The sequence below is a fragment of the Pararhizobium sp. genome (assembly GCF_035497515.1).
In the GTDB taxonomy this organism is placed as follows: domain Bacteria; phylum Pseudomonadota; class Alphaproteobacteria; order Rhizobiales; family Rhizobiaceae; genus Pararhizobium.
In genome coordinates, this window is sequence record NZ_DATJDJ010000172.1 from 22659 (window position 1) to 42650 (window position 19992).

At 62.6% G+C, this 19992-nt stretch carries 19 protein-coding genes; 6 read left to right on the forward strand and 13 right to left on the reverse strand.

Annotated features, from left to right (window positions below; translation table 11 throughout):
• Positions 1-19: 19 nt before the first annotated feature.
• A complete protein-coding gene (locus VL202_RS17935) occupies positions 20-913 on the reverse strand; it encodes a LysR family transcriptional regulator (RefSeq protein ID WP_325465450.1) in 894 nt (297 codons plus the stop codon).
• A gap of 114 nt (positions 914-1027) precedes the next feature.
• On the opposite strand from VL202_RS17935, the gene hglS reads away from it, so the two are divergent.
• From hglS to VL202_RS17965, 6 genes are all read left to right on the forward strand, one after another.
• Positions 1028-2428 (forward strand): 2-oxoadipate dioxygenase/decarboxylase HglS, encoded by a 1401-nt coding sequence (hglS, locus tag VL202_RS17940; protein ID WP_325465451.1) that lies wholly within the window; start codon positions 1028-1030, stop codon positions 2426-2428.
• Between the two features lie 9 nt (positions 2429-2437).
• Positions 2438-3859 carry an FAD-binding oxidoreductase gene (locus tag VL202_RS17945; RefSeq protein WP_325465452.1) on the forward strand — a complete coding sequence of 474 codons (1422 nt, stop codon included), beginning with the start codon at positions 2438-2440 and terminating at the stop codon, positions 3857-3859.
• Between the two features lie 32 nt (positions 3860-3891).
• Entirely contained in the window at positions 3892-5424 is a 1533-nt protein-coding gene (locus VL202_RS17950) for an aldehyde dehydrogenase family protein (protein ID WP_325465453.1), read from the forward strand.
• 80 nt (positions 5425-5504) lie between these two features.
• Entirely contained in the window at positions 5505-6737 is a 1233-nt protein-coding gene (locus VL202_RS17955) for a pyridoxal phosphate-dependent aminotransferase (protein WP_325465454.1), read from the forward strand.
• Between the two features lie 179 nt (positions 6738-6916).
• Entirely contained in the window at positions 6917-8332 is a 1416-nt protein-coding gene (locus VL202_RS17960) for a cytochrome P450 (RefSeq protein WP_325465455.1), read from the forward strand.
• Between the two features lie 4 nt (positions 8333-8336).
• The gene (locus tag VL202_RS17965; RefSeq protein ID WP_325465456.1) at positions 8337-9326 is read left to right on the forward strand and encodes a lipid A biosynthesis lauroyl acyltransferase; all 990 of its coding nucleotides are present in this window, start codon (positions 8337-8339) and stop codon (positions 9324-9326) included.
• 13 nt (positions 9327-9339) lie between these two features.
• Here the strand turns inward: VL202_RS17965 and phnN are convergent, their stop codons facing one another.
• The 12 genes from phnN to VL202_RS18025 form a co-directional block, all read right to left on the reverse strand.
• Positions 9340-9936: a phosphonate metabolism protein/1,5-bisphosphokinase (PRPP-forming) PhnN gene (gene phnN / locus VL202_RS17970; protein ID WP_325465457.1), complete on the reverse strand. Its 597-nt coding sequence runs from the start codon at positions 9934-9936 to the stop codon at positions 9340-9342.
• Positions 9936-11075, reverse strand: a complete 1140-nt coding sequence (locus VL202_RS17975) for an alpha-D-ribose 1-methylphosphonate 5-triphosphate diphosphatase (RefSeq protein ID WP_325465458.1) — start codon at positions 11073-11075, stop codon at positions 9936-9938. The genes phnN and VL202_RS17975 overlap by 1 nt, the downstream gene beginning before the upstream one ends.
• Positions 11065-11784, reverse strand: coding sequence for a DUF1045 domain-containing protein (locus VL202_RS17980; RefSeq protein WP_325465459.1), 720 nt, complete (start codon positions 11782-11784; stop codon positions 11065-11067). Before VL202_RS17980 ends, VL202_RS17975 begins: the two co-directional genes overlap by 11 nt.
• A gap of 117 nt (positions 11785-11901) precedes the next feature.
• The gene (gene phnE, locus VL202_RS17985) at positions 11902-13416 is read right to left on the reverse strand and encodes a phosphonate ABC transporter, permease protein PhnE (RefSeq protein ID WP_325465460.1); all 1515 of its coding nucleotides are present in this window, start codon (positions 13414-13416) and stop codon (positions 11902-11904) included.
• A 10-nt stretch (positions 13417-13426) separates the two neighbouring features.
• Positions 13427-14389 (reverse strand): phosphonate ABC transporter, permease protein PhnE, encoded by a 963-nt coding sequence (phnE, locus tag VL202_RS17990; RefSeq protein ID WP_325465461.1) that lies wholly within the window; start codon positions 14387-14389, stop codon positions 13427-13429.
• Between the two features lie 108 nt (positions 14390-14497).
• Positions 14498-15403 (reverse strand): phosphonate ABC transporter substrate-binding protein, encoded by a 906-nt coding sequence (gene phnD / locus VL202_RS17995; RefSeq protein ID WP_325465462.1) that lies wholly within the window; start codon positions 15401-15403, stop codon positions 14498-14500.
• Between the two features lie 87 nt (positions 15404-15490).
• Positions 15491-16327: a phosphonate ABC transporter ATP-binding protein gene (gene phnC / locus VL202_RS18000; protein ID WP_325465463.1), complete on the reverse strand. Its 837-nt coding sequence runs from the start codon at positions 16325-16327 to the stop codon at positions 15491-15493.
• Between the two features lie 142 nt (positions 16328-16469).
• Positions 16470-17087, reverse strand: coding sequence for a DapH/DapD/GlmU-related protein (locus tag VL202_RS18005; RefSeq protein WP_325465464.1), 618 nt, complete (start codon positions 17085-17087; stop codon positions 16470-16472).
• Positions 17084-17791 (reverse strand): phosphonate C-P lyase system protein PhnL, encoded by a 708-nt coding sequence (phnL, locus tag VL202_RS18010; RefSeq protein WP_325465465.1) that lies wholly within the window; start codon positions 17789-17791, stop codon positions 17084-17086. Before phnL ends, VL202_RS18005 begins: the two co-directional genes overlap by 4 nt.
• 30 nt (positions 17792-17821) lie before the next feature.
• Complete coding sequence (gene phnK / locus VL202_RS18015; RefSeq protein ID WP_325465466.1) at positions 17822-18598, reverse strand: phosphonate C-P lyase system protein PhnK; 777 nt, start codon at positions 18596-18598, stop codon at positions 17822-17824.
• A 256-nt stretch (positions 18599-18854) separates the two neighbouring features.
• A complete protein-coding gene (locus VL202_RS18020; protein ID WP_325465467.1) occupies positions 18855-19733 on the reverse strand; it encodes an alpha-D-ribose 1-methylphosphonate 5-phosphate C-P-lyase PhnJ in 879 nt (292 codons plus the stop codon).
• A partial coding sequence (locus VL202_RS18025; RefSeq protein ID WP_325465468.1) for a carbon-phosphorus lyase complex subunit PhnI occupies positions 19730-19992 on the reverse strand: 263 nt, incomplete at its 5' end. The genes VL202_RS18020 and VL202_RS18025, both read right to left, overlap by 4 nt.

Here is a 19992-nt window from a genome sequence, read left to right on the forward strand (position 1 = left end):
CGATTTTTCGGCGAACCGCTCAGCCGACCTGTTTGACGATCCAGGCCTGGAACGCCTGGCTGACGGGGTTTTCCAGCTTGCCCTCCGGCACGACCAGATAATAGCTGTTTTCCGTCTGCATCGGCCGGTCGAAGACGACGCGCAGCCGATCGCTCGACAGTTCCTGTTCGATCAGGTAACGCGGCACCAGCGCGAACCCGAGGCCCGCGACCGCCGCCTCGATGACCATGGAAAACTGGTCGAAGCGGTTGCCGCGATAGGCCGACTTCATCTCGCCACCATTGCTCTCGAACCATTGCGCCCACATTTTCGGACGGGTGGCGAGATGCAGGAGCGGCTTGTGTTCGAGTTCGCCCGGCTCGGTCATCGGGTTGAGGGCCAGAAACTCCGGGCTCGCCACCGGCACGATGATCTCGCTGCAGAGATAGCTGCAGGTCGCATGTGCCCAGACCGGCTGGCCGTAATGGATTGCGAGATCGAAATTTTGCTCCTCGAAATCGAACGGCCGCGAGCGCGAGGCGATATTGATGACGGTGCCGGGATGTTGTTTCAGGAAATCCGGCAGGCGAGGCGTCAGCCAGCGGCTGCCGAAGGTCGGCAGCGAGGCGATCGACAGCGTTGATTCGGATCGTGCAGAGGCCATGGCCCGCACCATCAGTTCCTCCGACTGGGCGAGCAACCGGCGCACCTCCGGCAGGAATTTCTGCCCCGCATCGGAGAGAATGACCCGCTGGCGGACGCGCTCGAACAGGAGAACGCCGATCTGGCCTTCGAGATCCTTGATCTGCCGGGACACCGCGCTCTGGGTCAGATTCAGCTCGGCGGCGGCCTGCGTAAAGCTGCCATGGCGCGCAGCACATTCGAACGCCTGCAGCGTGGTGACGTCCGGGATCAGTCTTCTGCTCAACTTCATTCCGGCCTCGCATGATCATAGTCACAACAGTCGCAATCAATCCCCATTCGCTCCCTATATGATACGAAATGAGAATGATCGACCTATCCATTCCATACTGCGAGGCGTGCCGTCGTGAAAGAGAATAGTTTCGTATCCACCGATGATATCCGGATTGCCTTTTCCGGGGCGATGTCGGCCATGTACCGAACCGAAGTGCCGGCCTACGGCACGCTGATGGAGTTGGTCGGCAAGGTGAACGCCGAAACGCTGGCCGCAAACCCCGAGCTTCAGGCCCGCCTGGAAGACACCGATACGCTGGAACGCATCTGCGAAGAGCGACACGGCGCCATCCGGCTCGGCACGCCTGCCGAACTGTCGATGATGCGCCGCGTCTTCGCCGTCATGGGCATGCTGCCAGTCGGCTATTACGACCTTTCGACCGCAGGCGTCCCGGTTCACTCGACAGCCTTTCGTCCAGTCGGCGACGCGGCCCTGAAGAAGAACCCTTTCCGCGTCTTCACCTCGCTGTTGCGGCTCGACCTGATCGCTGACGAGACCTTGCGCGCAGAGGCCGAAGACATCCTGTCGAAGCGCCAAATCTTCACCGATGGCGCCATCGCGCTGACGGAAAAGGCCGAAAAGCAGGGCGGCCTCGACAAGGCCGATGCCGAGCGGTTCGTCGCCGAGGCGCTGGAAACCTTCCGCTGGCACGACAGGGCCAATGTCAGCCCGGACATGTATCACCGCCTGCATGACGCGCATCGGCTGATCGCCGACGTCGTCTCGTTCAAGGGTCCGCACATCAATCATCTGACGCCGCGCACACTCGATATCGATGCTGTGCAGGCACGGATGCCGGATTACGCCATCGCTCCGAAGGCGACGATCGAGGGTCCGCCGACCCGCAAATGCCCCATCCTCCTGCGCCAGACGTCGTTCAAGGCGCTGGATGAGCCGGTCTCCTTCCAGACCGAGGATGGTAGCTGGCAGGCAGGCTCGCACACCGCCCGCTTCGGCGAGATCGAGCAGCGCGGCATTGCGCTAACCCCGAAGGGCCGCGCGCTCTACGACGACCTGTTGAACGCATCCCGCAAGATCGTTCGCCCTGCGGCCGACGGTTCGAATGCGGCCGAATACGAACAGGCGCTGTCCGGCGCCTTCGCGCCCTTCCCCGACAGCTGGGCCGGCATCCGCGCGGAAGGCCTCGGCTATTTCACCTATTCGCTGACGGTCAAGGGCCGCAAGGCCAGGGCGGCTGCATCGGCGAGCCTCGACAGCCTGATCGCCGCCGGTCTCGTGCAGTTCGATCCGATCATCTACGAGGATTTCCTGCCCGTCAGCGCCGCCGGCATTTTCCAGTCCAATCTCGGCGACGATGCCGCCCAGGACTTCGTGGCGAGCCCCAACCAGCAGCGCTTCGAACTCGACCTCGGCGCCAGGGTGCTGAACGAATTCGATCACTATGCCGGGATCGAACAGGCGTCGATCGCCGATGTCAGGCAGATGCTTTCATCCGCGCAAGCGGCGGAGTAAAGCTGGGCGATGATCGACCAAGGGCATATCGCAGCGCTGAGGACTATTCTCGGGGACAAGGGTCTTGTCGCCGAAGGCCCGGACATGGCCGCCTACCAGACCGGCGCGCGCTATGACGAAGGCCGCGCCGCGATCATCCTGCGGCCGCAGACGACGCAGGAGGTCTCCGCCGCCGTTGCCTATTGCGTGAAGAACGGAATCGCCCTCGTGCCGCAGTCGGGCAATACCGGCCTCGTTTCCGGATCGACCCCTGATGCGACCGGTGCGCAGGCCGTTCTCAGCCTCGACCGCATGACGCAGCGCTTCGAACTCGATCTCGACAACCGGTCGCTGCGGGTCGATGCGGGGTTCCGGCTGTCGGACGTCAACCGGAAGCTCGAAAAGCACGGCCTGTTCTTCCCGATCGATCTCGGTGCCGATCCGCGTCTTGGCGGCATGCTGGCCACCAATACCGGCGGCTCGCGCTTCCTGAAATATGGCGACGTTCGGCGCAACACGCTGGGCATCGAGGTGGTCCTGGCCGACGACGAGGGCACGATCCTCGACCTGACCTCGGACCTGCGCAAGAACAATACCGGCATCGACTGGAAGCATGCCTTCATCGGCACGTCGGGCGCCTTCGGCATCATCACCGAATGTGTCTTGAACCTCGAAGCCCTTCCGAAACAGACAGCGACCGCCTATCTGGTGCCTTCGAGCAGCGCCCATGTCATGCCTCTGCTGCGGGCCATGGAAGAGCGGCTCGGCGCTTATCTCTCCGCATTCGAGGGCATTTCGCGCAACTCGATCGTGGCCGCGCTCGATCATGTTCCGTCGCTGAAGAACCCCTTCCAGGGTGGCAATGTGCCTGACTACGTGATCCTCGCCGAAATCTCACGCACCTGGACGCCGCGCGAGGGCGAACAGTCGCTGGATGCCGTGCTGGAAACCGTGCTCGCCGAAATATGGGAAACCGAGGATGCGCCGCTTGCCGACGCCTTCGTCGGTCCGGCCCACGAAATGTGGGCCTTGCGGCATGCCCTGTCGGAGGGCGTCAAGCATTCCGGAAAACTGATCGCGTTTGATCTTTCCTTCCGCAGAGGTGATATCATGGCCTTCTGCGACCGGATGAAGGCGGAGATGCCCGAGGCCTTTCCGGACGTGACCATCTGCGATTTCGGCCATATCGGCGACGGCGGCGTGCATTTCAATCTGGTGGTGCCGAAGGACAGCGCCTCGGCATCGGACAAGACTTTCGAACAGCGCCTGCGCGACTGGATGTTTGCCATCGCGGTCAGGGATTTCAACGGCAGCTTCAGTGCCGAACATGCCATCGGCCGCAAGAACCAGGCCTATTACGACCTCTATACGCAACAGAAGATCAAGGACATGGCCCAGGGCCTCAAGGCCATCACCTCGCCGGGAGCTCTCGGCACGGTGTGCTTCGGATAGTCCCTCGACCAAGAAAACGGGAGTTTGCTCACATGAACATTGCAACGAAGACGGTGAATGTCGTTCAGGAAACCGCAGCCCTTCTGGAGAAGCTCGGCGTCTCCAAAAGCCTCTATACCGGCGGCGACATGGCCTCCTTCTCGCCGGTTACCGGCGAACAGATCGCCAGCCTGAAGACGGTAACGGCGGCAGAAGCGGCAGCCAAGATCGAAAAGGCCGACGCGGCGTTTCGCGCCTGGCGTCTGGTTCCGGCGCCCAAGCGCGGCGAACTGGTTCGCCTGCTCGGCGAGGAACTGCGCGCCCACAAGGCCGATCTCGGCCGCCTTGTCTCGATCGAAGCCGGCAAGATCACATCTGAAGGTCTTGGCGAAGTCCAGGAAATGATCGACATCTGCGATTTCGCCGTCGGTCTTTCCCGCCAGCTTTACGGCCTGACCATCGCCACCGAGCGCCCCGGCCACCGCATGATGGAAACCTGGCATCCGCTCGGCGTCATCGGCGTCATCTCCGCCTTCAACTTCCCCGTTGCTGTCTGGTCGTGGAATACGGCGCTGGCGCTCGTCTGTGGCAATGCCGTCGTCTGGAAGCCGTCGGAAAAGACCCCGCTCACCGCCCTTGCATCGCAGGCGATCCTTGAAAAAGCACTGGCCCGCTTCGGCGATGCGCCGGAAGGCCTGACCGCAGTCTTGATCGGCGACCGCGCCATCGGTGAAGTTCTCGTCGATCATCCGAAGGTGCCGCTGGTTTCGGCCACCGGCTCCACCCGCATGGGCCGTGACGTCGGTCCGCGTCTTGCCAAGCGTTTTGCCCGCGCCATTTTGGAACTCGGCGGCAACAATGGCGGCATCGTCTGCCCGTCCGCCGATCTCGACATGGCGCTGCGCGCGATTGCCTTCGGTGCCATGGGCACTGCCGGCCAGCGTTGCACGACGCTGCGCCGCCTGTTCGTCCATGACAGCGTCTACGACCAGCTGGTTCCGCGCCTGAAGAAGGCCTACCAGAGCGTTTCCGTCGGCAACCCGCTGGAATCGACCGCGCTGGTCGGCCCGCTTGTCGACAAGCCGGCTTTCGACGGCATGCAGAAGGCACTCGCCGAAGCCAAGGCCCATGGCGGCACGATCACCGGCGGCGAGCGCGTCGATCTCGGCCACGCCAACAGCTACTATGTGAAGCCCGCCCTCGTCGAAATGCCCAAGCAGGATGGTCCTGTCACCGAGGAAACCTTCGCGCCGATCCTCTACGTCATGAAGTATAACGACTTCGACGCCGCCGTTGCCGACCACAATGCGGTTGGTGCCGGCTTGTCCTCGTCGATCTTCACGCTCGACCTGCAGGAAGCCGAGCGCTTCCTGTCGCCCGATGGTTCGGATTGCGGGATCGCCAACGTCAATATCGGCACGTCCGGTGCTGAAATCGGCGGCGCCTTCGGTGGCGAAAAGGAAACCGGCGGCGGCCGCGAATCCGGCTCGGATGCCTGGAAGGCCTACATGCGCCGCGCCACCAACACGATCAACTATTCGAAGGCCCTGCCGCTGGCACAGGGCGTGTCTTTCGACATCGAATAAGTTTGGCGACATCGAATAAGTTTGGCGATATCGAATAAGTTTGGCGATATCGAATAAGTCTGCATCGAAAGGGATCGGTCATGACCATCAACACCAAGGTCGAGGAGGCGGGCTTCGCGCCCGCCTCGCGGATTTCCACGATCGGCGTTTCGCAGATCCTCAAAATCGGCGCCCGGGCGCAAGCCATGAAGCGCGACGGCAAGCCGGTGATCATCCTCGGCGCCGGCGAGCCGGACTTCGACACGCCTGACCATGTCAAGCAGGCAGCTTGGGAGGCCTTGCAGCAGGGCCAGACCAAATATACCGCGCTCGACGGCACGCCGGAACTGAAGAAGGCAATCCAGAGCAAGTTCGCCCGTGAAAATGGCGTTTCCTACGAACTCGACGAGATCACCGTCGCGACCGGCGCCAAGCAGATCCTCTTCAATGCGATGATGGCGACGCTCAACCGCGGCGACGAGGTGATCATCCCGACGCCCTACTGGACATCCTATTCGGACATCGTCGAGATCGCCGAAGGCAAGCCGGTTCTCATCGCCTGCGACGCGGATGCCGGCTTCCGGCTGAAGGCCGAACAGCTGGAAGCGGCGATCACGCCGAGGACCCGCTGGGTCATGCTGAACTCGCCGTCCAACCCCTCGGGTGCCGCTTACAGCGAAGCCCATTATCGCCCGCTGCTCGATGTTCTCCTGAAACATCCGCATGTCTGGCTGCTGGTCGACGACATGTACGAGCATATCGTCTATGACGATTTCAGGTTCGTCACCCCGGCGGCACTGAAACCGGCGCTGAAGAACCGGACGCTGACCGTCAACGGCGTGTCGAAGGCCTATGCCATGACCGGCTGGCGCATCGGTTATGCCGGCGGCCCGCGCGACCTGATCAAGGCCATGGCGGTGGTGCAGAGCCAGGCGACCTCCTGCCCGTCTTCGATCAGCCAGGCGGCCTCGGTTGCCGCCCTCAACGGGCCGCAGGATTTCCTGAAGGAACGCACGGCCAGCTTCCAGCGCCGCCGTGACCTGGTGGTAGCAGCCCTCAACGCCATCGAGGGTCTGGATTGCCGCGTTCCGGAAGGCGCCTTCTACACCTTCTCCGGCTGCGCCGGCGTCCTCGGCAAGACGACACCCGGCGGCAAGCGCATCGAGACGGACAGCGACTTCTGCGCCTATCTGCTCGACGACGCCCATGTCGCTGTCGTACCGGGTTCCGCTTTCGGCCTGTCGCCGTTCTTCCGGATTTCCTATGCCACCTCGGAGACCGAACTGCGCGAAGCGCTGGAGCGGATCACCAGGGCCTGCGCGGATCTGCGCTGACCGGACGCCCTCGACACATCGTCCAGAACCGTCAATTTTCCACAACCCTGCCGTTTCGACGGCGGGGCTTTTCTTGTCGAAAGCGTTTTGCACCACGCGATTTTACTGCTATCCGATAGCCCGACAAACGGCCTGCAGCGCACCGCGCCTCGCCTGGATATGAACGAAGGCAGCCGGGCATGTTTTTCAGTCTGCGACAATCCACTCGGATCGTTGAGAAGCTCAGGACGAAATCTTTCGAACCGGCGCATGCCGCCTATTACAAGGGGAAACCCGGCACCCTGCGGTTGATGCTGCAGGCACGGCACGACTTCCTTTCCGTCTGGCGCAGGAACGACTATACCGACCGCGTCACCTCCACGAAGGTGCTCGGCCGGCAGATCGTCATCGTCAATTCGCCGGATGCGATCCGCTACGTGGTTGCCAAGCGCCACGAGAATTTCGAGCGCAAGACGCCGCAAATGCGGCGCGCGCTGGAGTTCCTGCTCGGCGACGGTCTCTTCATCTCCGATGGCGAGACCTGGAAGCAACGCCGCCCGCTGGTCAACGACATCGTTCACAAGAACCGCCTGCCGATGTTCGGCAAGATCATGGAGAACACCGCGACGGAACTGGCTGAGCGCTGGAGCGCCATGCCGGAAGGCACCACGGTCAACGCACTCTACGAAATGGCGGGGCTGACGGCGGAGATCATTGCCCGCAGCGTTTTCGGCAACGACATCGGCGAAGACGGCGCACATGCGGTGACGGAAGGTTTCGAAAGCTATCAATCGCTGATCGATTCGATCAATATCGGCTATTTCCTCGGCTTCGACGAGGGCCTGCCGGTGCTGCGCACGCCCAAACTGCGCCGCTCGGTGTCGCGCATTCACGGCATCATCGACAAAGTGGTCGAGGATCATCTGGCTGGACGCGGTGATGACAATTCGATGGTCGAACTGCTGGTTCGCCGGCAGCAGCGCAATCCGGAACTGAAACTCGATGTCGTGGCGCTGCGCAACGAGGCAGCGACCATCTTCATGGCCGGCCACGAGACGACGGCGGCAACCCTGACCTGGGCCTGGTATCTGCTGTCAAAGGCACAATGGGTGGAACAGGCGATCCACAAGGAGATCGACCGCGTTTGCGGCAAGCGCGTGCCGACGCTCGACGATATCCCGAAGCTCGAATGGTGCCGCGCCGTGATCGAGGAGACGCTTCGGCTCTACCCGCCGGTTCCCATCCTGGCGCGCCAGACGAAAGAAGCCGACCGGATCGGCGATATCGACGTCAAGCCCGCCTCGCTGATCCTGATCGTGCCCTGGCTGCTGCACCGGACGGAAGCCTTCTTCAAGAATCCGCATCTGTTCAACCCGGAGCGCTTCATGAAGGGCGGCAAGGCGATCCCCTATAGCTACATTCCGTTTGCGAGCGGTCCCCGCGTCTGCCCCGGCCTGCAGTTCGGCATGAACGAGGCGATCCTTTGCCTTGCCATTCTGGCCCAGCGTTTTCGCGTCCGCGTGGCGGAAGGCGCCAAGGTCGAGCCGCAATGCCGGCTGACGTTGCGCCCGCGTGGCGGACTGCCGGTGACGCTGCATCGCCGCGACAGGGGATGAGCCGGTGAAGGAACGCGAGAGGCACACGGCAGCGACCAAGCGGCAGGCCTGGGTCTACACCGCTCCATCCGCGCCGCCGCTCGCGGATCTGTTTGCCGGCGGCGACCGGCGGCAAAAGGCGCTCCGCTATCATGTCAGCGGCAATTTCAAGAACCTGTTCGATCTCGCGGTACATTTCGGCCTGAAGGCCATGCCGTCAGACTGGTGCTCGGCCGCCGGTGCCTGGCTCGGCACCTTCGCCATTCCGCGCTGGTACGCCAAGGGCGTCAAGAAGGCACGCAACAATCTCAAGCGTCTCCTGCCGAACGCTTCGGAGGCCGAACGCGCGGCGATCCTGAGGCGCAGTTGGCAGAATCAGGGCCGGATGATGACGGAGTTCTCCATCGTCCGGCGGCTGGCCGAAACGCCCGGCCGGGTCGTCTGGCACGGCATGGACAATTTCGTCGAGGCACACAAGCGCGGCCCGGTCATCGTCGCCTGCCTGCATCTCGGCAACTGGGAACTGCTGGCGCCCAAGCTCGTATCGCTTGGCCTCGCCCCTTCAGCCAACTATACGCCACCCGCCGGCCGCGCGCAGGCCTGGATTGCACGCCGGGCGCGACTGAAGGTCGGCTATGGCCTGTTGCCGCCCGGCAAGGACGGGATTCGCCCGGCCATCAACATCCTGAAGGATGGCGGCGTCATTTCGGTGTTCTGCGACGAAGGATTCGCCGGCAAAATTCGCGGCCCTTTTTTTGGACGCAAGCCGCATCTCGAAGGCAACCTCGCCGTCGTGGTGCGGCTGGCGCGCCTGACCGGCGCCACCATCTGCCCCTGTTATGTCCTGCGCAACGAAGGTGCACGGTTCGAGGCCTTTGCGCTCACGCCACTGACACTGCCGCCGAAAGACACCTCGGCCAGCATCATCGATGATGTCGGCCTTCTCAATTCCATCATCGAGCCCATTGTCCGCGCCAATCTCGACCAATGGTATTTTCTCGACAACGCGCTCTGAAGCGCGGCTTCCTTCAGCCCTGAACAGCTTCCGGCGAAATGCCCTGCAATCCGGCGACCAACGCGGCGAACCGCAGGCCGGCGACATCGAGCGGTCCGCTATTGTCGATCGTGGTCACATCCGGCTCCTCGAAAATATCAGGCACCTGCCGCTGCAGGCGGTTGAGGATATCCTGCTCGCTTTCGCGGCCGCGCGCGACGAGGCGGCTCGCCAGCACTTGCGGTGAGGCGGTGATATTGACGACCGCGACGCGCGGAAAGACCTGCCGGAACTGGCCGAGCGCCGCGCGGCTGCCATTGGCAATCAGGATGCGCCCGGCGCGGGCCCGATCCAGCGCTTGGCGGGGAATGCCATATTTCAATCCATGCGCCTGCCAGGCGACGGCGAAATCTTCAGCGGCAAGACGCGTGTCGAAATCCTCACCTGAAACGCTCTCGTGATCCTCGCCGCCCGCATCCGAAGGACGGGTTATGACCCGGCGAACGAAATCGATGTCGCCGCTCCCTTCGAAATGCCGCGCGACGAAGCCGATGACGCTGTCCTTGCCGGCGCCGCTCGGGCCGACGACGACGACGATCGCGCCCTGCCGGTTCTGTGTGGGCCTGTGCATCAGGCGACCCGACGGCCTTCGCGCCAGACGGAGCGAACGACGGGGATGCCTTCCTCGCGCTGGACGCGGACGAGATCGGCGCGCAGGCCGACGGCGATCCGGCCGCGATCATCGAGGCCAACGGTGCGGGCCGGCGTCGTCGTGACCATGGCCAGCGCCTGCGGCAGGCTGATGCTCTCAACCTCGTCGGCCAGCAGGAACGGCGCGTGGATCAGGCTGAACGGCACGTAATCGGAGGAGAGAACGTCGAGCACGCCGCGCCTGGCGAGATCGCGCGCGGCGATATTGCCGGAATGCGACTTTCCGCGCACGATGTTCGGCGCGCCCATGAGAACGCTGAGGCCGGCCGCATGCGAGGCTTCGGCCGCCTCGAAGCTGGTCGGAAATTCCGCAAGGCGGATGCCGAAGCCGACGGATTCCTCGACATGGGCGATCGTCGCATCGTCATGGCTGGCAACGGTGATGCCCCGCTCGGCGCAGGCCCTGGCGATTTCGGTGCGGTGCGGCCCGGCATATTTGGCCGACAGTGCCTGCTGGCGTTCGCAGAATGCCGCAAAGGCCTCGTCGGAGAGCCCGCGTTTGGTCTTGTAGTAGAGCGTGTACTGCTCCATCGTCTGGAACTGGCGCTGGCCCGGCGCATGGTCCATCAGCGAGACCAGACCGACCAGCGGATCGTCCTCGAATTCGACGAAATGGGCGAGAACGTTGTCGGTCGAGACCTCGCAGCGCAGGTGAATGCGGTGATCTGCCCGCAGGCGGTTTTCCTTCGAAGCCAAGGCCAGCGTATCCGCCATGTCGCGCATCTCGCCCTGCTCGAAGCCGCCGTCCTCGTCCGAGCCCATGCGCAGGCAGTCGAAGACCGTGGTGATGCCGGAGGTGACGACCTGCGCGTCATGCGCCTGGATCGCCGCCATCTTCAGCCAGCGCACGCCGGGACGCGGCGAGTAATGCGCTTCGAGATGGTCGGTGTGCAGTTCGACCAGGCCGGGAATCAGGAAATCGCCTTCGAAATCCTCGCCGACGACGCCGGCGCCTTCCGAAATGTCGGCAATCTTGCCGTCGCGGATCTGCACCGAACCATGGAGGATCCGGTCCTCGAGCACGATGCGGGCATTGGAAAGAACGGTTTCAGCGGTCATGTCGGGCCATCTTTCGTTTGGACGTGCTGCCGAGCGGCAAAAGCGAGTGAATGGTGAAGGGAGCACCACGCGTGGGCTCGACGAACAAGGCGAGCGAGGTCACCTCCATCGGCTGGCCGATGAACGGCGCGAATTCCTGCATGAGCAAGGCCTGCATCGCGGACTGCCGCTCTGCGGGAACCTGGCCCGTCAGCGTCATGTGGAAGCGGAAGCTCTCGAAAACGTAAGGGTAACCCCAGTCGAACAGGTTGCTGCGCATCTGCGTGCTCAGCGTTTCCGGCCTGCGGCGGACGATATCGGCATCGGAGAGCGGCGCCCGAAAGCGCGAGAATTGCCGCACCGTGGCATCGGCAAACTCTTGCAGGTCCGGACAATGCGTCGCCGGTACCAGCGCGAAGAACGGTCCGAGCTGGCCTAGCACCATCTCCGGAATACGGAAGGGAACACAGGTCTCGGCAAAGGCTTCGAACGCGTCGAGCAATTCCGGTTCGCTGATACCCGGAGCAAGCTCAAACGGTGCCTTCAGCGTTCCGTGAAAACCGTAGCGGCGTGGATCGGCGGTCAGCGCCGTCAGTTCCGCGGCGCTGAAATCTCCCTTTGGTTCAAGGGCGTGGGTTTCACCCGTGAATGGGTTTGCGCCCAACCAGCGCTCTGCCGCAACGGTCAGCGGAGCGTCTCGATCGGGCGAAATATAGAATGCATAGCGCACTGGTCATTCCCTGCAGAGATGTCACGGAAACGGTGATCGGACGGTGCCGATGTGACGCCGTCGCTAACCTCATTTCATGACATTATCGTGATGTCCGGAGCTGATCCGGCATCATTTTCAATGAAGTTTCTGGCCCATGAGACGCGAGCGCAGAACATTGGAGACATTGTCGAAGACGAAGACGACGATGAGAATCAGGATAACCATGTAGGCGACGTTTTCCCAGTCGGAATTCGTCCGCATCGCCTCCCACAATTTCAATCCGATGCCGCCGGCACCGACCGCGCCGATGATGGTGGCCGAACGGGTATTGGATTCCCAGAAATACAGCGCCTGGCTGGCAAAGACCGGCAGAACCTGCGGCAGCACGCCGAAACGCTGCACGGCAAGCGGCGCTGCGCCGACGGATTTCACGCCTTCGCGCTGTTTGTCATCAATGTTTTCCAAGGCCTCGGAATAGAGTTTTCCAAGCGTGCCGGTATCGGTGAAGAAGATCGCCGACATGCCGGCGAGCGGTCCCGGGCCGAAGGCGCGGGTGAAGAACAGGGCCCAGATCAGCATGTCGACGGAGCGCAGGAAGTCGAACAGCCGCTTCGTCACCTGGTTGAGCACGCGGTTGCGGGTAATGTTGCGGGCCGCGAGGAAGCAGAGCGGAAAGGCGATGATCGAGGCAAACAGCGTACCGACGAACGCCATGACGATGGTCTGGAGCAGTTTGGTCCAGACATCCAGATGCTGCCATTCGGAGTTGTAGAGGATGTTATCCCAGGCCAGCGCCAGGTTGGACCGGGCCGGATCGATGCGGTCGCCGCTTATGATCAGGCCCATGACCTCGCCGAAAGACTTGTCGAAGAAGGGTGAATTGGTATCGAAGATGAAATTGGCCCAGCCCGGAAAGCGGTTGTGAATACTGATCTTTTCGGCATCGACATCGGCCCAGCCGGTCATGCCGAAAGCAAGCTGGATTTTCTCGCCGGGCCGCTTCTGCGTCGCCCAGGACGGTAGCGCACCTTCAGGTTCCACACCCTTGGCCGGATCGAGCCGCATCAGGAAGGTTTGCCCGCCATAGGCGGCGGTCACCTTGCCATCGACAACATCGATGCTGGCGGTCGTGCCAAAGCGGACGGTGGCGCGGCTGACAACCTTTTCGGTTCGCGTCACGGGCGCGATTGCCGCCGCAGCACCAGAACCTGCAACTGCGGCATTCGGCGCCATGAAGCTGAAAGCCGATTTCCTTTCCTGTGGTTGTTGCTGCTGCACGGCAGCCGGCGCATCGACGATCCGATCGACCATCTTCGTCTCGATCGTCACCCATTCCGGCTTGGCATCGGGGCCAAGCGGCGAAGAACGCGGATAGACCACCTGCATCGTACCGTCAGCCGCGATCTTGATGTCTGGCCGCACTTCGTAGGAGACCCAGTCGGCGAGATAGGTGCCCGCAATGCCCCAGTTGGCATTGGTAAGGACCTGGCCGATCGCGAAGAACCACCAGCTGTAGATCATGTAGAGGACGATACCGGCGAAGATCAGCAGGGAGCGGATGCGCTTAGCTCTCGAGCCGGTCAGGAGGTGCGGATGGCGGGCGGCGACTGCGTCCATCTCGGCGGCGCTCATCAGGGTGCTCGTGGTCATGATCGGGCCCTTATTGCGCGAGCTGGAAGGCCTGGTCGCCGACGAGGCGACGGCGCAGCCATGCGGAAAACTGATCGACGGCAATGATCGTCATGAACAGCAGGAGAATGATAGCGAGCGTCTTGGCCTCGTGCCCTTGGCTGATCGACAGACGCAAGGGTTCGCCGATACCGCCGCCCCCGACGGCGCCGATGATCGTCGATGCGCGCACGTTGATTTCGAGACGCAACAGGAAGTAGCTCATGAAATTCGGCATGACCTGCGGCACGATGCCGAACCAGACCCGCTCGAACCAATTGCCGCCTGCGGCCTTCAGGCCCTCGTCCGGCCGCATGTCGGCATTCTCGACGACCTCGAAGAACAGCTTTCCAAGCGCGCCGACCGTATGCACCGATACGGCGATGATCGCCGGGATCGGGCCGAGCGACAGGATGGCGAGAAAGAACCCGGCGATCACCACTTCGGGGAACGCGCGGAGCAATTCCATAAGACGTCGAACAGGGCCGCGCACCCATGGATTGGGCATCAGGTTTCGCGCGGCAAGGAAGCAGAGGATAAAGCCGAAGAACATGCCGAAGATGGTGGAAAAGATCGCGATATTCAGCGTTTCCAGCATCTTGTAGACATATTCTGGCACGTAGATCGTATCCGTCAGGTAGAGGCGGCCTTCGGGATAATCATATTTCAGGCTGCCATCGTCGTAGGGCGAGGGAAGATCGAACAGTGCGCGACCGATCTCTGCTCCGTCGCGAGGCACGAGATCGCCGACAAAATCGAAGAAATGGGGCAGCCGATCGAAGAACTTGCCGGCATTCGTTTCGTTGGCGAACCAGAGCGAACCGGACAGCGCCACGGCAAGAAGCGCAAGGCCAAGAAATGTATAGGCGCGGCGGCGGAGATTGAGCTCCTGCCAGTGGCGTTCGACCACGGCGCCATTGTCGCTCAGGATCGGGGAAAGCACTGACATGGCCATGAAGTCTCCGGCACGATACTCAGCCTCGGCGGACATTCTGTCCCGAGACCCTTTCAGACGAGAAAACGCTGGCCGGGATGACCGGCCAGCGTTTTTATCCAGGCGATATCAGCCGCCGATCGTTGCTTTGCGGGCATCGATGATCGGCTTGTAGAAGTCGGCGTTGACTTCGACGAAGCCCTTGTAGTCGCCGCCTTCGACAGCTGCGAAGCAGGCTGCATCGGTCTTCGGCAGGTCAAGCATGAACTGCTTGAACTTGGCCTTCACGTCGGCGCTGAGCGAGGTGCGAACGACGGTCGGGCCGTTCGGGATCAGCGGCGAGCGCCACAGCTCGACCAGATCGTTCATGTCGAGAATGCCCTTGTCGACCATCTTGCGCAGGTTGCCGGACGTGTAGCCTTCCTTGAACTCGCCAATGCCCGAACCGAATGTCGTGCCGGCGTCGAACGTGCCCTTCAGCACTTCGAGAACGAGGTTTTCATGGCCGCCGCCGAAACCGGTTTCAGCGAAATATTCCTTGACCGGCATGCCGATCGTTTCCGGCAGGGTCACGCTCGGGATCAGGTAGCCGGAGGTGGAGTCCGGATCGGCGAAGCCGAGCTTCTTGCCCTTGAGGTCTTCGATCTTGGTGAAGCCCTTGTCCTTGCGGGCAACCATGATCGAGTAATAGCCGGTCGACCCGTCGGTCTGCTCGGTCGTCAGGATCGGCTCGACGGCGTCAGCCTTGGCGAGGTAGATCTTGGCATAACCGGAAGCGCCGAGTTCGGCGAAATCGAGCGTGCCACCGAGCAGGCCCTGGATGACGCCGTCATAGTCGGCAGCCGGGAAGAACGAAACCTTCTCGACGTTGAGCGCGGTCTTCAGATGATCGCCGAGGCACTCAAAGTTGCGCAGGCGGTCGGCTTCGTTCTCGCCGCCGATAATGCCGACGCGGAATTCCTTGAGGTCTTCCGCCTGAACCTGGCCCATCAGGCCGATAAGCGCAACGGCGCTCAAGAGTGCTGTCTTCAACATGGGTCTTCTCCTGTTATCCGGATTTAGCCGGCTCACATTCGGTTAAAACATCTGCCCTTGACGCGGGCTCTCGATCCCGGACGCCTTTTAAAGGCCGGCCAGTGCCAGCGGCCTGAGGCCGGCGGATTTCGTATTGTCCTGCGCTGCAGGAATATTGATGCTGGTCGACGTCATCGATTCGTCGAGATCGGCGCCCGATCCGTAGATTTCGGCGACGGCCGATGCTGTCAGATCCTGCGGTTGGCCGTCGAAAACGACGCGACCATGCGCCATGCCGATGATGCGCTCGCAGTAATTGCGCGCCGTATCCAGCGTGTGCAGGTTGGTGACGACGGTGATGCCGTCGCGCTCGTTGATATCGCGCAGCGCATCCATGACGATCTTGGCGTTTAGCGGATCGAGCGAGGCGATCGGCTCGTCGGCAAGCAGCATCTTCGGCTGCTGCATGAGGGCGCGGGCGATGGCGACGCGCTGTTGTTGGCCGCCCGAAAGCGTGCCGGCGGGCTGCAGCGCCGTCTGCTCGATGCCAAGCCGTTCCAGCGCGCCAATCGCCATGATCCTCTCCTCGCGCGTGAACATGTTGAGGATGCTGAGAACGGTGGAGCGATGATTGAGCCGGCCAAGCAGGACATTGGTCAGAACGTCGAGGCGCGGCACCAGGTTGAACTGCTGGAAGATCATGGCACAATCGCGCTGCCAGTTGCGCAGGGCAGCACCCCGCAGCGCCGACACTTCGAGATCGCCGAAATGAATGGAGCCCGACGAGACGTCGTTCAGCCGGTTGATCATCCGCAGAAGCGTCGATTTGCCGGCGCCGGAGCGGCCGATAATACCGACCATCTGGCCCTGCGGTATGTCGAAGGCAACGGAATCAACGGCAATCTTCTTGCCGAACCGACGCGTTACATTCTTCAGCTGAAACATGGGCAGTCGTCCTTTGGCAGCCGCACCGGTCATCGGTACGAGACATGCCTTAAAGCGGCTTGATGAAGGGGGAATGTCAGATTGGTGTCGGTTTTGTTACACTCCACAATCCCTGCTGACGCAGGGATTGCAGCGCCTTAAATCAGGCATTGTGACGCGCGAGGAAGGCATCCGCATCAAGCATCCGGAAGTCGTCGAGCGCATCGCGCAGCTTGATGTGATCCCAATCCCACCAGGCGAGCTTTTCGAAGCGCGCGACGATATCGGCGCCGAAGCGCTCGCGGATCAGCCTGGCGGGAACGCCGCCGACGATCGTGTAGGGTGCGACATCCTTCGAGACGACCGCGCCGGCGCCGATGACCGCGCCATTGCCGACCGTGACGCCGGGCAGGACCGTCGCGCCATGGCCGATCCAGACATCATGGCCGATGAAGACACGATTTTGACGACGCCAGGCAAAGAAATCCTGCTCCATGTCCGCATCCGGCCAGTAGTTGGAAGCGCGGTAAGTGAAATGATGCAGCGTCGCGCGCCATGTCGGATGATTGGTGGCGTTGATGCGCACGGAGGCGGCGAGATTGGCGAACTTGCCGACCGTCTCGCACCAGATGGAACCGTCGCGCTCGATATAGGAATAATCGCCGAACTCGACCTCGTCGATGCGGCAGCGCTCGCCGATCTCCGTGTAGCGGCCAAGCGTCGATTCGCTGACGGCGGCGGTCGGGTGGATCGTCGGTTCTTCCGTCAGTTTCTGGCTCATGCGGCGGCCTTTCGCGGCGAAAACGCGGAGACGTCGAGAATGCGGTCAGCCACGGCGTCACGCACCTCCTCGTCGTGGAAGATGCCGAGCAGTGCAACGCCCTCGGCCTTCTTGGCGGCGATCATGCTCACCACGACGCGGCGGTTCACGGCGTCGAGCGAAGCGGTCGGCTCGTCGAGCAGGAGGATGGCGTGATCGGTGATGAAGCCACGGGCGATGTTGACGCGCTGCTGCTCGCCACCGGAGAAGGTGGCGGGCGGCAGTTGCCAGAGTTCGCGCGGCAGGTTGAGCTTGGCCAGCAGCATCGACGCTCTTTCGCGCGCTTCGGCCTGCGCCACGCCACGCGCCAGAAGCGGTTCGGCGACGACATCGAGGGCGGAGACGCGGGGAACGACGCGCAGGAACTGGCTGACATAACCCAGCGTATCGCGCCGCACGTCCAGCACCGCGCGGGGCGCGGCATGGGCGAGATCGACCAGATGCCCCCGGTGCTCGATCAGGATCTGGCCGCCGTCAACGGCGTAATTGCCGTAGAGCATCTTCAGGATCGAGCTCTTTCCGACACCGGACGGGCCGCCGAGCACGACGCATTCACCCTTCTTCACCGAGAAGGAAACGCCGGAGACGACCGGCAGGGTGATACCGTCGCGCAGATGCATGGTGAAGCTCTTGGCGACTTCGGAAACGACGAGAGGCGTCGGCATATCAATTCTCCTGCTGGAGCATGGGTCGTTTCAGACCTGCAGAATGGAGGACACGAGAAGCTGGGTATAGGGCTCGCGCGGATCGTCGAGCACCCGGTCGGTCAGGCCCTGTTCGATCACCAGACCGTCCTTCATCACCATCATCCGGTGAGAGAGGAGACGCGCCACGGCAAGGTCATGGGTGACGATGATCGCCGACAGGCCGAGATCGTGGACAAGGCCGCGCACCAGATCGAGCAGCCTTGCCTGCACCGAAACATCGAGACCGCCGGTCGGTTCGTCCATGAAGACGAGGCGGGGGGAGGTCACGAGGTTGCGGGCAATCTGCAGGCGCTGGCGCATGCCGCCGGAGAAGGCGCGCGGCTGGTCGTCGATCCGGTCCTCCTCGATCTCGACGCGGGCCAGCCAGTCGGCAGCGGTCGCCCGGATATTGCCATAGTGGCGGTCGCCGACGGCCATCAGCCGCTCCCCGACATTGGCCCCGGCAGACACCGTCATGCGCAGGCCGTCGGCCGGATTCTGGTGGACGAAGCCCCAGTCGGTGCGCATCAGGAAGCGGCGCTCGGCCTCGCCCATGCGGGCAAGATCGCGGTACCGGCCGTCGCGCATGTGATATTCGACGACGCCGGAACTGGGCATCAGCCGGGTGGAGAGGCAGGAGAGCAGCGTCGTCTTGCCCGACCCGGATTCACCGACGATCGCCAGGACTTCACCGGGCCAGAGCTCGAAGGAGACGTTCCGGCAGCCGACACGCGTGCCATAGAATTTCGAGACGTCGTTGACTTTGAGAAGGGGGGTCTGGGTCATGAGTGCACCTCGAAAGTTTCGCATTCGGCGGCTTCACCCCCCTCTGTCCTGTCGGACATCTCTCCCTCAAGGGGGGAGATCGGCTGGGCGTTAGCGCCGCGCAGACCGAAAGTCTCACTCAGCCGAAAATGAAGAGCGGAAGAAAGCAGGCGATAAGGTCGCGGATTGATCTCCCCCCTTGTGGGGGAGATGTCACGAAGTGACAGAGGGGGGTAGTCCTGCGGCGAGCTCACAGGGAAACGATGAAACTGATCCATTACTCAGCCGCCTCCCGCCCCAGCATCTCGCCCTCGTGGCCATGCTCCCGGCGATCCTCGCAATGGTCGGTATCCGAGCAGACGAACATGCGCCCGCCCTTGTCATCGAGAACGACCTCATCGAGATAGACATGCTCGGCGCCGCAGAGCGCGCAGGGCTTGTCGAAATGCTGGATCTCGAACGGATGATCCTCGAAATCGAGGCTGACGACATCGGTATAGGGCGGCACCGCATAGATGCGCTTCTCACGGCCGGCGCCGAACAATTGCAGCGCTTCCGAGCGGTGCATTTTCGGATTGTCGAACTTGGGCGTCGGCGAGGGGTCCATCACATAGCGTCCCTCGACCTTGACCGGATAGGCATAGGTGGTGGCGATATGGCCGTTGCGGGCGATGTCCTCGTAGAGTTTCACATGCATGAGGCCGTATTCCTCCAGCGCATGCATCTTGCGGGTCTCGGTCTCGCGCGGTTCGAGGAAGCGCAGGGGTTCGGGGATCGGCACCTGGTAGACCAGCGTCTGGCCGGCGGAAAGCGCCTCCTCCGGGATGCGGTGGCGCGTCTGGATGATCGTCGCCTCGCGCGTCTTCGTCGTCACCGCGACATTGGCGACCTTCTGGAAGAAGGCCCGGATCGACACGGCGTTGGTTGTGTCGTCGGCACCCTGATCGATGACCTTCAGGACGTCGTCCGGCCCGAGGATCGCCGCCGTCACCTGCACGCCGCCGGTGCCCCAGCCGTAGGGCATCGGCATTTCGCGAGATGCGAAGGGAACCTGGTAGCCGGGGATGGCGATCGCCTTCAGGATCGCCCGGCGGATCATCCGCTTGGTCTGTTCGTCGAGATAGGCGAAATTATAGGCGGCAAGCGCGGCGCTCATTGTGCGGCCTCCGGCAGATCGGTGGAAATGGTACCGGCCTGGCTTGCCTCGTATTCGGCGCGCATGCGGCGGACGAGATCGAGTTCGGCCTGGAAATCGACATAATGCGGCAGCTTCAGGTGTTCGACGAAACCGGTCGCCTGGACATTGTCGGAATGCGAGATGACGAATTCCTCGTCCTGCGCCGGCGCGACGATATCCTCGCCGAATTCTTCCGGCCTCAAGGCCCGATCGACGAGCGACATGGCCATCGCCTTGC